Annotated in this window: 13 protein-coding genes and 1 tRNA gene; 3 read left to right on the top strand and 11 right to left on the bottom strand. The window is 31.0% G+C overall.

Going from position 1 to position 12,667, the window contains the following annotated elements; genetic code table 11:
• Positions 1–22: 22 nt before the first annotated feature.
• Positions 23–892, top strand: a complete 870-nt coding sequence (locus tag J3S90_RS00880) for a rhomboid family intramembrane serine protease (protein WP_210644084.1) — start codon at positions 23–25, stop codon at positions 890–892.
• 89 nt (positions 893–981) lie between these two features.
• The gene (locus tag J3S90_RS00875) at positions 982–2,028 is read left to right on the top strand and encodes an endonuclease/exonuclease/phosphatase family protein (RefSeq protein WP_188049733.1); all 1,047 of its coding nucleotides are present in this window, start codon (positions 982–984) and stop codon (positions 2,026–2,028) included.
• A gap of 11 nt (positions 2,029–2,039) precedes the next feature.
• Here J3S90_RS00875 and J3S90_RS00870 read toward each other — a convergent pair whose 3' ends face one another.
• The 8 genes from J3S90_RS00870 to J3S90_RS00835 all read right to left on the bottom strand — a co-directional run bounded on the left by J3S90_RS00870 (position 2,040) and on the right by J3S90_RS00835 (position 8,056).
• The gene (locus J3S90_RS00870; protein WP_210644082.1) at positions 2,040–2,666 is read right to left on the bottom strand and encodes a WbqC family protein; all 627 of its coding nucleotides are present in this window, start codon (positions 2,664–2,666) and stop codon (positions 2,040–2,042) included.
• Between the two features lie 73 nt (positions 2,667–2,739).
• Complete coding sequence (gene lepB, locus J3S90_RS00865; protein ID WP_210644080.1) at positions 2,740–4,293, bottom strand: signal peptidase I; 1,554 nt, start codon at positions 4,291–4,293, stop codon at positions 2,740–2,742.
• Positions 4,294–4,418: 125 nt separating this feature from the next.
• On the bottom strand, positions 4,419–5,117 hold the full coding sequence (dapB, locus tag J3S90_RS00860; protein ID WP_210644078.1) for a 4-hydroxy-tetrahydrodipicolinate reductase: 699 nt from the start codon (positions 5,115–5,117) through the stop codon (positions 4,419–4,421).
• Positions 5,118–5,315, bottom strand: coding sequence for a hypothetical protein (locus tag J3S90_RS00855; protein ID WP_210644076.1), 198 nt, complete (start codon positions 5,313–5,315; stop codon positions 5,118–5,120).
• 42 nt (positions 5,316–5,357) lie between these two features.
• Positions 5,358–5,918 carry a DUF5683 domain-containing protein gene (locus J3S90_RS00850; protein ID WP_210644074.1) on the bottom strand — a complete coding sequence of 187 codons (561 nt, stop codon included), beginning with the start codon at positions 5,916–5,918 and terminating at the stop codon, positions 5,358–5,360.
• Positions 5,919–6,818, bottom strand: coding sequence for a ParB/RepB/Spo0J family partition protein (locus J3S90_RS00845; protein ID WP_188049739.1), 900 nt, complete (start codon positions 6,816–6,818; stop codon positions 5,919–5,921).
• A 4-nt stretch (positions 6,819–6,822) separates the two neighbouring features.
• Complete coding sequence (locus J3S90_RS00840; protein WP_188049740.1) at positions 6,823–7,590, bottom strand: ParA family protein; 768 nt, start codon at positions 7,588–7,590, stop codon at positions 6,823–6,825.
• A gap of 391 nt (positions 7,591–7,981) precedes the next feature.
• Positions 7,982–8,056, bottom strand: a tRNA-Pro gene (locus J3S90_RS00835).
• 159 nt (positions 8,057–8,215) lie between these two features.
• On the opposite strand from J3S90_RS00835, the gene trxB reads away from it, so the two are divergent.
• Positions 8,216–9,163, top strand: coding sequence for a thioredoxin-disulfide reductase (gene trxB, locus J3S90_RS00830; protein ID WP_188049741.1), 948 nt, complete (start codon positions 8,216–8,218; stop codon positions 9,161–9,163).
• Between the two features lie 112 nt (positions 9,164–9,275).
• Here trxB and J3S90_RS00825 read toward each other — a convergent pair whose 3' ends face one another.
• From J3S90_RS00825 to J3S90_RS00815, 3 genes are all read right to left on the bottom strand, one after another.
• Positions 9,276–10,109, bottom strand: a complete 834-nt coding sequence (locus J3S90_RS00825; protein ID WP_210644072.1) for a GIN domain-containing protein — start codon at positions 10,107–10,109, stop codon at positions 9,276–9,278.
• A gap of 84 nt (positions 10,110–10,193) precedes the next feature.
• Positions 10,194–10,934, bottom strand: coding sequence for a head GIN domain-containing protein (locus J3S90_RS00820; RefSeq protein WP_210644069.1), 741 nt, complete (start codon positions 10,932–10,934; stop codon positions 10,194–10,196).
• Between the two features lie 2 nt (positions 10,935–10,936).
• Positions 10,937–12,667 carry a PspC domain-containing protein gene (locus J3S90_RS00815; protein WP_210644067.1) on the bottom strand — a complete coding sequence of 577 codons (1,731 nt, stop codon included), beginning with the start codon at positions 12,665–12,667 and terminating at the stop codon, positions 10,937–10,939.

Raw genomic sequence — 12,667 nt, 5'->3', positions numbered from 1 at the left:
ACCATAAAACTCCTAGAAGGATATGAATATATTAGACGACTTAAAATTGCAATACAAGGCAGGAGGAATAGTAATTAAGCTAATTTTCTGGAATATTTCATTATTTGTAATCCCTTGGTTATTTTTTGCCATTTTATCTTTCTTAGGTCTTACTATTGATTATATCGATTATGTAAGTTTGTCGTCAAATCCTTCTTTTTTATTATGGAAACCTTGGTCTTTGCTTACCTATGCTTTTTTTCACAGTGGTTTCATGCACATTATTTTTAATTTGATTGTTTTAAATTTTGCTGGCCGATTGTTTATGACGTATTTTACAGGGAAGCAATTATTGGGTTTATATATCTTGAGTGCAATTTTTGCTGGAATTATTTATATTTCTGTATTTTATATTCTTAATATTAATGCTCCAATAGTGGGTGCTTCTGCAGCAATAATGGCGATTTTGGTTGCAACGGCAACCTATAATCCTTTCATGGAGCTACGGTTGTTTATCATAGGAAATGTAAAATTGTGGCATGTAACGGCAGTAATTGTTCTTATTGACTTGATGCAAATTCGTTCTGAAAATATGGGAGGACATATTTCACATCTTGCAGGTGCTTTTTTTGGTTTTATATTTATTAAATTGCTACAAAATGGAACTGATTTAAGTAAAGTTGTTACTTCAGTTTTAGATTTTTTTGCAAATTTATTCAATAAAAGACAAAGCACACCATTTAAAAAAGTACATAAAAATTACAATAAACCCGTTGAAAAAGTTGTTTCTAAAATAGTTACTAAAGACAAATCACAGCAGCAAATTGATGAGATTTTAGATAAAATTAGTCAATCCGGTTATGATAGTCTAACAAAAGAAGAAAAAGAATTCTTGTTTAAAGTGGGGAAATAAATACCTTTTAGATATAAAATACGTTTATAAGTTTTGGCCCATATCCTATCTATTTTTTATCTCTGTTTGATAATACTAAAATATAGCAAATGAAAAATCTGTCATGGTTTAATAAAGTAATGTTTTTTTTAAATATTGTTCTTACACTGGTGACTTTCATTGCTTATGTTTTGCCTTTCTTGGCCCCAAAATCTTTTCCTTTGTTGTCAGTATTAACTCTTTTCATGCCTCTTTTTTTTATATTTAATGCTTTGTTTTTTATTTATTGGGCATTTCAATTCAAAAAACAATTGGTTGTTTCCGGTTTAGTTTTATTGTTAGGAATTACTTTTATAAATAAATTCTACAAATTTTCTGCTCCAAAATTTTCTGTAGAAGAAGATGACTTTACTGTAATGAGTTATAATGTTCGTCTGTTAAACGTTTTTAAGTGGATTGACAGAGATGATGTTCCAACAGATATTGTAGGTTTTATAAATGAAAAAAATCCCGATATTTTGTGCATTCAGGAATACGCACCTTCCGCTAATATTGATCTAAAAGTTTATCCACACCGCTATATTTTTACAACAGGTGATAAAATTAAAGGCGGTCAAGCTATTTTCTCTAAATTTCCTATTATCAATCAGGGAAATATCATTTTTCCAAATTCTAATAATAATGTTGTTTTTGCAGATATAAAAAAAGGAAAGGATATTATCCGAGTGTACAATATGCACTTACAATCCATTAAAATTTCTCCAGATGTAAATGAAATAGATGAGAATATTGATGTCATTAACCAGCAGAAATCGCAAAAGTTGTTTATTAGAATCAGTAAAGCTTTTAAGCAACAACAGCAACAAGCTGAAATATTTGCTACTCATAAAACGGAATGTACTTATCCAATTATCATCTGCGGAGATATGAATAACAGTGCTTTTTCTTATGTTTACAGAAGTATTAAGGGGAAAATGAAGGATGGTTTTGAAGAAGCTGGAACTGGTTTTGGAAGCACCTATAAATTTAGATATTATCCCGCTAGAATTGATTATATTTTTACTGATGAAAAAATGACTGTCAAGAGTTTTGAAAGCTTCCCTAGTTTTATCAATTCAGATCATTTTCCTATCCTTGCACGATTATCATTAGAGTAAAAGTGACTTTACTATTTGATGATTAATTTTTGTTCTTTAAGATATTCCATTGCATATTTGCCTTCATTGAATAATAGATCCAAAATACTAAGGTTGTTAAGGAATCCATATTTATCATCAAAAACCTGAGTGTATTTCTCAAATTCAGAAATGTCTTTTTTTCCTTCAACTAAATTTCTATAGTCAGAAATATTATTCTCATCTACTTGATGAAAATATTCGGTAGTTTTATTGTATTCCACTTTCATTCTTAAACATTTGAATACAATATCTAATACTTCAAAATTAAGATCTAATAAGAACTCATACTTTTTTTCAAAAAGAGGACGAAGATCATCTTCAAAAAACTCGAAAAATGGAGAACTTCTATAGGCTGCTTCTAAAGATTTAAAATGTTGTTTTTGCCAATCAAAATCAGGTTCAATTCTAATTTCTTTTGTTTTTTGACGGTTTTCTTTTGAATGCTTAATTGGAATGTTTAATAATAAAATTCCGTTTGGACTGTAGATGTAAGTTCTATTTCTATTGGTTTGTTTTTGGAAATTATCCTCAATTTCAAAAGTAATTTTATCCGCCTGAGCCATAGCAACGAAATGACTAATCGATGGGAAATAGGTAGGGTGTATTAAAGTATTCATTTATTTACTAGTTTAAAAAGTAAAGGGTAAAGTCTAATATTATTTTAAACCTTACCCTTTCAATTCCTTATGTTTACACTTTTGCCTGTTTTCTTTTTTTCCAAAAATATTCACCTACAAAGAAAACCACTAAACCGAGTAAGAACAATTTAAAGTAGGATTGAGGTTGTCCTTCACCACTAACTGTAGTAAAAACTCTATCCCAGCGTATTTTATTTATTCCTTTACCGTTCGGATCATTACTTAGCCAGATAAAAATAGGTTTTCCTACGATATGATTTTGTGGTACAAAACCCCAATAACGGCTATCTTCTGAGTTGTGACGGTTGTCTCCCATCATCCAATAATAATTTTGATTAAAGGTATAAGTAGTTGCTACTTTGCCATTAATTTTTATTTCTGAACCCTCTACCTTTAACTCATTATTTTCGTAATCTGTTATTATCGCTTTGTAAAAAGGTAACGTTTCTAAGTTCAAAGCAACAGTTTTTCCTTGTTGCGGAATGTATATTGGTCCGTAATTATCCTTATTCCATTTGTTAATATGAGGAAAAACGCCATTGTCTGGAGCGGTAGAAATTTGTCTTATAACAGCTGTAATTCCGGGTGTGTCTTTAAATCTTTGCGCTCCAACTTCTGTTAATGCACTTAAAAAAAGTGTATCTCTTTTTACGTCATTTGTAAAAAAAGCTGGATCTGTTATGTCTAAATCTTTAAATAAATATTCAAGATTAACAGCAGTTTTTCCATCAAAAGCAATTTTATAAGAGAATTGTGGTTTTGCTCTCTCTGGTAATTGTAATATTTTACCATCAATGTAAACGACTCCATCTTTTATAGCCAAAGAATCTCCAGGTATACCAACACATCTTTTTACATAATTTGATTTTTTGTCTACAGGCTTATAAGCACGTCTTTTTGATGTGTCAAAAAAACGATATACAGTATCTACGGGCCAGTTAAAAACTACAATATCGGTACGATTAATATTCTGAATTCCCGGTAATCTCATGTACGGCAATTGAGGATAGGATAAGTACGATTTTAGTTTTGTCAAAGGAATTGAGTCATGAACCATCGGTAATGCAATGGTAGTCATAGGTACTCTAGCTCCGTAATTCATTTTGCTAACAAATAGAAAATCTCCAACTAATAATGATTTTTCTAATGAAGGAGTTGGGATTGTGTACGGTTGAATTAAATAAGTATGTACCAATGTGGCTACAATAACTGCAAAAAGCAAAGAACTTATCGTATCTGCTGTTTTTGATTTTGGAACTAAACTTCTGTCTGATACATACTCTAATTTTTGTGTGTAGTTTACATAATAGATATAAAATCCAAGAGTAAAAATTCCTAAAAAAGTATCTAAAGTAGAGCGCTTTCCAAAACTACGTAACGTTTCTATCCAAACAACAGGAAACATAATCAAGTTGATAATAGGAAGAAATAATAAAATGGTCCACCAGGTAGGTCTTTTTATTATTTTCATTAAAACGATTGCATTATACACAGGAATTGCTGCTTCCCATTTTTTTCTACCAGCGCTTTCATACAATTTCCAAGTTCCTAAAAAGTGAACGATTTGGATAAGCAAGAAAAAAATAAACCATTGATATACTGACATAATATGATGTTTTTTTGATTAAATAATTGCTAAGCTAAACAGGAGCTAACTCGACAATGTTTGTGATTAATATATTTGATTGAAAATTATAAAATAAATACAAAAAATAATAGTTTAAAACCCGTTTAAAGTTCTAAAACATCCTTCATAGTAAAAATGCCTTGTTTGCCAACAATCCATTCTGCAGCAATTAAGGCTCCAAGAGCAAAACCTTCTCGATTGTGAGCAGTATGTTTTATTTCTATTGCGTCTACGCCCGAATTGTAAGTTACCGTGTGTGTTCCCGGTACTGATCCTATTCGTTTGGTTTCTATATGAATTTGTTTTGGCGCTGCATTTTCTAAAGTCCACTCCGTGTAAGAACTATTTTCGATTATTCCTCTGGCTAATGAAATTGCCGTTCCGCTTGGTGCATCTAATTTTTGAGTATGATGAATTTCTTCCATATTTACAGAATAAGAATCAAATTTTGACATGATTTTTGCCAAATATTCATTGATTTCAAAGAAAATATTTACCCCTAAACTAAAATTAGAGCTAGAGATAAATCCACCATTAGTAGACTTACACAACGCGACCATTTCATCATAGTGTTCGAGCCAACCTGTTGTCCCTGAAATTACAGGAACATTAGCATGAAAACAAGCAGAGATATTTTGAACTGCAGCAGAGGGAACACTAAAATCAATTGCTACATCAGCATTAGAAAGTCCTTCAAAAGTGCTGTTTTCGTCTTTTTTCAAAACGATTTCACGGCCTCTTTCAAGCGCTATTCGCTCAATAACTTGACCCATTTTTCCATATCCTAAAAGCGCAATTTTCATTTATTTAGTTTTTATGTAATTTAGCATTCCTACAAAAGCTAATGGTATGAGTATTCCAATAAATGCTCCTGAAAAAAAATCATTCATTCTTAAGGATTCAAAACTTTTGATATTGGAGTAATTTATTAAATTAATCAAAATTAGAAACGAAATGATTATTAAATAATACCTATTTCCTATTTTGTTATTTAATCTCATACTGGGTATTTATTTAAATTTGTATGTTCTTAATTTTACCTATTAAAAACGGTAATTAAGGGTTAGTCCAACATTTGTTTTTAATGTTACATCATTTGGGTAAAGTACTGGACGTATCGATAGAGATTCATCAACATTAAATTGGATTAAAGCGGCATCTACATTGGCATCAATAATATTTAACGCATAAAAGGCTACCGTAATTAAAGCCGATAAGTCGCGATTGCGTTGGTAAAATTTTTGTGCAGCAATTAATCGAGTATTGTCTAAAAAAGCTAAATCGTCGGTGACATATCCTTCTAATCTGCTTTTATAAGCATCTCTATACTGATGGTATTTTTTATTATTATCAATATAAAAATAAAGGCTGGTACCAAGAGCACCATAAACTAAAGGAATTTTCCAATATTTTTTGTTGTAGGCTTGTCCTAAACCTGGTAAAACTGCTGAGAAAAAAGCAGCTTTTGCTGGAGTCAAAGGATCAATGTCATTTGATTTCAAAGTGTCTTTAGCCACAAGAACTGCATCTGTTTTTTTTTGCGAATAAACAGTTGCAGTTCCAAGGCTAAATAAGAATAGAACTATGAAAATAATTTTATTCACTTATTCGTTTATTAATTTAATGATTCTATTAAAATCTTCTTCAGAGTCAAAAGGAATGGTAATTTTACCTTTGCCATTTCCAGCTATTTTAACATCTACTTTAGCTCCAAAATAATTGACAAAGAGGTTTTTTTGAGAGTCCTCAATTTCAAAAGAAGCTGTTTTAGGCTTTCCTTCTGGTTTAGGTTTTAAACTTTCTTGATAGTTTTTCACCAATGCCTCTGTATCACGTACCGATAAGTTTTGACTTACGATTTTTTGATAGATGTCAGTTTGAATATCAAGATCTTCAATATTGATTATCGCACGTCCATGACCCATACTAATAAAACCATCACGAATCCCAGTTTGGATAATTGGATCTAACTTTAATAGTCGTAAATAATTGGCGATTGTAGATCTTTTTTTACCCACACGTTCACTCATTTGCTCCTGCGTTAATTGAATTTCATCAATTAAACGTTGGTAAGAAAGTGCAATTTCTATTGGATCTAAATCATGACGCTGGATGTTTTCTACCAATGCCATAACCAGCGATTCGTTATCATTTGCAATACGAATGTAAGCAGGAACAGTAGTCAATCCCACTAAAGTAGAAGCGCGAAGACGACGTTCTCCAGAAATTAATTGGTACTTATTAAATTCTAGCTTTCTAACAGTAATAGGCTGAATAACACCTAATTCTCTAATAGAAGTTGCTAGTTCTCTTAGCGATTCTTCATTGAAGTTACTTCTAGGCTGAAAAGGATTTATTTCAATAGCTTCTATTTCAAGCTCAATAATATTTCCCACTACTTTATCTGCATTCTTATCGTCAACAGATTTTATATCGTTTTCTGGATCTTTTAATAATGCTGATAATCCTCTTCCTAAGGCTTGTTTTTTAAGTGCTTTTGCCATAAAACTATTTGCTGTTTTTCTTTATAACTTCTTGAGCCAAGTGCAGGTAATTAATAGCCCCTTTACTTGTTGCGTCATAGTTTATAATACTTTCGCCAAAACTAGGTGCTTCACTCAATTTTACATTTCTTTGTATGATTGTGTCAAAAACCATGTCGTTAAAATGTTTTTGAACCTCTTCTACTACTTGGTTAGACAAACGCAATCTAGAATCGAACATCGTCAATAATAATCCTTCTATATCTAAATCTGGATTGTGTATTTTTTGGATACTTTTTATAGTATTTAACAATTTACCTAGACCTTCTAATGCAAAATATTCACATTGAATTGGAATGATTACAGAATCAGCAGCAGTCAATGCATTCAAAGTTAGCAATCCTAATGAAGGAGCACAATCAATAATGATGTAGTCGTAGTCATCTTTAATGCTTTCTAGCGCTTTTTTAAACATATATTCTCTGTTCTCTTTGTCTACCAATTCTATTTCGATAGCCACAAGATCAATATGTGCTGGAATAATATCTACGTTTATAGCATTACACTTTATAATAGCCTCTTTTGGAGTATGACTGTGTTCTAGAATTTGATAGGTACCAATTTCAACAGATTCAACATCAATTCCAACCCCAGAGCTGGCATTTGCTTGTGGATCAGCATCAATAAGTAATACTTTCTTTTCTAAAACTCCTAATGAAGCAGCAAGATTAACCGATGTTGTAGTCTTTCCAACTCCTCCTTTTTGATTAGCAATCGCGATGATTTTGCCCATTTATTTTTATAATTTTGAACGGTAAAAATACAATTATTTATGGTTTCAAAAAATCTATTTTGTAAACATTTCTTAAAGTTTGATTCCTTGCTATTTACCCATTTTTATTTTGACAGTCTATCACTATTTTATAGCTGTTGTTACTACTATTGACGTGAATTTTTATCCTATTATCGGTTTTTCAGGGTTTTAAAAACAAAGGTGTTTTGTTTGATTTTATTCTCTAACAATAACAAATCAATACAGTTTACAATTGTTTTATTGTTCTTTTGGGTATTTTTATTGGTTTGAAATCCCGTTTTTGTTTTAAAAATCAAGTTGAAAAGTGGAGCTCCTTTTTTTTAAATTAGTTCCATAAAAAAAAGCCGAACATTGCTGTTCAGCTTTTTTGTCGGGGTGGCAGGATTCGAACCTGCGGCCTCCTGCTCCCAAAGCAGGCGCGATAACCGAGCTACGCTACACCCCGTAATCGGGTGCAAATATAAAACTTTTTTTGTGTTTTACAAGTGATAATTTTAAATTGATTGCGATTATTTTTAAATAGCTAAATGTGATGGGTTTTTGAATCGATTTTTTAATAAAAAACATACATTTGCATCAATAAAAATTATTATAAAATTCCATTATGTCAGATACAATAGAAAAAATTAAATGTCTTATTATAGGTTCTGGTCCCGCTGGTTATACAGCTGCAATATACGCTGCAAGAGCAAATATGAATCCTGTTTTATATCAAGGTATGCAACCCGGTGGACAACTAACAACAACTAATGAAGTAGAAAACTGGCCTGGAAATCCAGAAGGAATAACGGGTCCAGAGATGATGGTAGGTTTAGAAGCGCAAGCAAAACGTTTTGGTACAGATGTACGTGATGGATGGGCAACTGAAGTTTATTTTTCAGATAATGTACATAAAGTGTGGATCAACGGAACTAAAGAATTGCATTGTGAAACTGTAATTATTTCTACTGGAGCTTCTGCTAAATATTTAGGTTTACCTTCAGAACAACATTATTTAAAAATGGGTGGTGGCGTTTCTGCCTGTGCGGTATGCGATGGTTTTTTCTACAGAAATCAAGAAGTAGTTATCGTTGGAGCAGGAGACTCTGCTTGTGAAGAAGCACATTACTTATCTAAACTTTGTAAAAAAGTAACCATGTTGGTTAGAAGCGAAAAATTTAGAGCTTCTAAAATCATGGAAGAACGCGTTCGCAAAACCGAAAATATTACCATTTTAATGAATCACGATACTATTGAGGTTTTAGGAGACGAGCAAGTAGTAACTGGAGTAAAAGTGTTGAATAAAAATAATGGAGAAACTGCTACAATTGAGGCTACAGGTTTTTTCGTAGCTATTGGTCATAAGCCTAATACTGATATTTTTAAGGATTACATCACTCTAGATGAAACAGGATATATTGTTAATACTCCTGGAAGTGCTAAAACGAATGTGCCAGGTGTTTTTGTTGCCGGAGATGCTGCAGATAGTGTATACCGTCAAGCAATTACTGCTGCTGGAACAGGTTGTATGGCTGCTCTAGATGCAGAACGCTATTTAGCTTCTAAAGAATAAGTGATTATAAAATAGTATAAAAAAAGAGTCCCAATTTGTAAAAATCGGGACTCTTTTTTTATACTTGATATACTGTATTAAAGAATTTTTCTTAATTATAAAATAGATGTTTTTACTTCAATTTTTTAAGAAGTTTAGCTTCATCTAAAAACTTGCGTATTTCTATTTTTGGATTTCCCAAGAGTTGAATTTCAGATTTATTTGTTGCCTCAATCATCACTTCTTTTTCTACAAATAAACTGCAGGAAGAATAGCTTTCTGCTGTAATGTCTCCTTTTTTAGTAGTTAACTTATTTCCAACAAAGGTTGCATTATTGTCTAATCGTATAGCCGTGTTTAGAGCAGTTCCTTCAATAGTTGCAGTTGTTTTTTGATACTGATCCACCTTTAAAAAACTGGTGTTGATCAATGCTTTTAATGTAGCATTTTTATTTAGTTCAACAGTTGCGTTTTCTGATTTTAAATTCAGTTCTGTTTTTGTTTTGTCTCCTGCTTGAAGTAAAAAATCTTTGGTATTGGCATTTAAAAATAATTTTGACGCATCTTGTGCTTTTATCGTAATTGAATTTAATAAAAGTTCCTGAATCGAGTTGATGGTAGTATCATCTTTTGAAGTGATTAGATTTAATTCATCAGTATAAGTAACTTTTACTATTATTTTTTTGTAATTAGTGATATTCTTAGTAGTAAAAATACGCAAGGTGCTGTCATGCAATTCAAAAGAAATAATGTCCTGTAAATTTTCGTCAGCTTCTATTTTTAATTCTGCTTTTTCTCCTCTTTCTAAATATACCTCAAGATTATCTTCAATCAGCAAAGCTGAAAATTTACCAACTTCTCTACGTTCTATGGTTACTATTTTAGATCCTTTTATCTTTTCTTTTTTTTGAGCAAACAAGATCGTTGTTGCTAAAAAGAGTAGGAGTAGCGTAAGGTATTTTTTCATGATTATTTGTATTAATGTATTTACAAATATAAAAAAATCATCCATTTTTTGATGGATGATTTTTTTATATTTACTTGCTTTTTTTTATTCTTGATTGATACTTCCGCCAGAACTTGTATTTTTAGATATCGATTTAGGCTGAATGTCATATGTAATACTTCCTCCGCTAGAAGCTTCAGCATTTAACTTAACAATTGGATGAACACTAATCCTTGCTCCACTAGATACATCTGCAATAACTTCATTAGCAAGCATCTTTACCGCAATTATTTCACTTCCACTAGATGCATTTGCTTCTAATTTTAATGATTTGCCATTAAGTATAATGATGCTTCCGCTACTGGTATCACAACTAATGTTATCCGATTCAATATTGATGTTAATACGTGCAGCACTAGAAGTATTTAAACGAATATTTTCTCCTTTTAAAGTGTTTTTGCTGGTGATTTTTGAATTACTAGTGGCTTCTAATTCATCAATAATCGGCATTTTAACACTTACTTTTTTTGTTTTCGTATCGATTTGAAAATTTTTATCGCATGAAATAATAAGAGTGCCATTCTCTACTTTTGTAGTGATGTGTTTTTGCAAATTATCATCAGCTTCAACCATTATTTCTGTAGTATTCGATTGTTCGATTACAACATCAATAGAATTGTTTACTTCAATACTTGTAAAATCACTTTCTACATTTCTTTTTTCAGTAGTAATATTTCCGCTGCCTTTAATTGACTTGAGATTTATAGAATAATTACAAGATGCAAAAAACAGTGCGGTTAAGGTTACTAAAATAAATTTTGTGATTAATGTTAAAATTTTTAGCATGACTAGTTAGTTTTAATTATTATACCGTCTTTATTTATTTTTAATTCTTTAAACACTTTTTTTGAATTTTTTATAGTATCTCCTTTGACTGATACCCCATTTTCATTGATAGTTATTGAGGTTTGCTTAGTATCATTTTCAGAATCGTAATCACTATTATAGTCTTCTTCAGTATCACAATTTAAACATCTTACTTTGTTCTCCTCAACTTTGTAAACATTGGTATTAGATTCTGGATTCCATAAAAAGTAATCTGCATCGGTACGGTCATAGTTTCGCAAAGATTCATCCGGTTTTAATAAAGTTCCTTTTGGTAAATATAAAGTGATTTCAATTTCTTGATCTCTGTATTTGTTTTTTAAATCTGTTAACAAATAGTTGTCTAAAATTAAATGACTTCCTTCTATTTTATAGCTGTATTTAATTTGTTCAGCTCTTTTCTTGGCTTCAGATAATGATTTTCCTTTTGCTTCTTTCTCAATCTGAATATAAGGTAGTTTTTCATTCGTTTTTTCTATTTTTAAAGAAACTTCATTCGAATAAATTACATCTGTTCCTGTTGAGTCCTGTGAAATTATAAAGTCATTGCGATCATTAATGTTTTTTGCGAAATAATCACTGTGCGTAAACTTTATAAAAAGAGTATCAGTAGGTTTTAGATTTAAGATCTCTTTTTTTACGACTCTACCATCTACAGCAAATGCGCTTGCTTGTTTAACTCCAATAGAAATTAACAACGCCATTGCAATTATCCAAAGTGCTAATAAAGTATATTTAGCAATGCTTCCTATTGATTTTATGTTAGGTGACACTAATTTAAATCCTAAAAGTATCAAGAAGAAATTTGGAATTGCTATTGCTATAAAAACTAACGCTCCAAAAACCCAAATCGGATAATCTGTAAAATTTCCTGACTCAATAAATTGGTGAAAAGGAAAGTTTCCAAAATTAGTAGAACCTAAAGTTAAGGCGCCAACTAAAAAAACGATAATCATTGCTAAACCAGATAGGATTAAAATTATTCCTAGAAATTTTGCAAACACATTAAAAAGAGTCATTATGAAATCACTTAATGAATTTCCTAATTTACCAGCACCACTCTTAATTTGATTGCCATATTTATCATAATCTGCGTTTTTGAATTTGTCTGAAACATTCTCAAACTCTTCTCTAACTTTTTTCTCTATGTTTGAAATTGTTACTGGTTCTCCAGTCATTTCTAGTTTTTCTGAAGTTGTTATTGCCTCAGGAGTTACAATCCAGAGAATGATATAAGCTAAAATACCAGTTCCAAATCCAGCAAATATTAATAGAATAAGTACCACTCTGATCCATACGGCATCTATTCCAAAATAATATCCTAAACCAGAAGCAACGCCACCAATCATTCCTTTTTCTTTGTCACGATACAGTTTTTTAGTTCCTCTAGTATCCGAATTATTAAAGGAAGTATTGCTTGTATTTTCCTCTTCTATAATGTAATCTTCGGGTTGTCCCATTACAGCAATAACTTCATCTACATCTTTTAAAACAATAACATGTTTATCACTAATTTGTTTTTCATGTAATAATTCTGAAACGCGCATTTCAATATCTTTTATTATTTCATCACGACCAGATGAGTTTGATAAAGAACGTTTTATAGCGTCAAAATAACGAGTTAGTTTTTGGTATGCATCTTCATCTATATGGAAGAACATTCCGCCTAAGTTTATATTTACAGTTTTATTCAT

Origin of the sequence: Flavobacterium flabelliforme, from assembly GCF_017948675.1 — a bacterium.
Lineage (GTDB): Bacteria > Bacteroidota > Bacteroidia > Flavobacteriales > Flavobacteriaceae > Flavobacterium > Flavobacterium pygoscelis.
Note: the sequence above shows the minus strand (reverse complement) of the source record. Positions and strands in the feature narration are given on the sequence as shown.

Bases quoted from the DNA above. Each gene is read 5' to 3' on its own strand.
- J3S90_RS00880 (WP_210644084.1), top strand. From the start codon at position 23: ATGAATATATTAGACGACTTAAAATTGCAATACAAGGCAGGAGGAATA.
- J3S90_RS00875 (WP_188049733.1), top strand. From the start codon at position 982: ATGAAAAATCTGTCATGGTTTAATAAAGTAATGTTTTTTTTAAATATT.
- J3S90_RS00870 (WP_210644082.1), bottom strand. From the start codon at position 2,666: ATGAATACTTTAATACACCCTACCTATTTCCCATCGATTAGTCATTTC.
- lepB (WP_210644080.1), bottom strand. From the start codon at position 4,293: ATGTCAGTATATCAATGGTTTATTTTTTTCTTGCTTATCCAAATCGTT.
- dapB (WP_210644078.1), bottom strand. From the start codon at position 5,117: ATGAAAATTGCGCTTTTAGGATATGGAAAAATGGGTCAAGTTATTGAG.
- J3S90_RS00855 (WP_210644076.1), bottom strand. From the start codon at position 5,315: ATGAGATTAAATAACAAAATAGGAAATAGGTATTATTTAATAATCATT.
- J3S90_RS00845 (WP_188049739.1), bottom strand. From the start codon at position 6,818: ATGGCAAAAGCACTTAAAAAACAAGCCTTAGGAAGAGGATTATCAGCA.
- J3S90_RS00840 (WP_188049740.1), bottom strand. From the start codon at position 7,590: ATGGGCAAAATCATCGCGATTGCTAATCAAAAAGGAGGAGTTGGAAAG.
- trxB (WP_188049741.1), top strand. From the start codon at position 8,216: ATGTCAGATACAATAGAAAAAATTAAATGTCTTATTATAGGTTCTGGT.
- J3S90_RS00825 (WP_210644072.1), bottom strand. From the start codon at position 10,109: ATGAAAAAATACCTTACGCTACTCCTACTCTTTTTAGCAACAACGATC.
- J3S90_RS00820 (WP_210644069.1), bottom strand. From the start codon at position 10,934: ATGCTAAAAATTTTAACATTAATCACAAAATTTATTTTAGTAACCTTA.
- J3S90_RS00815 (WP_210644067.1), bottom strand. From the start codon at position 12,667: ATGAATAAAACTGTAAATATAAACTTAGGCGGAATGTTCTTCCATATA.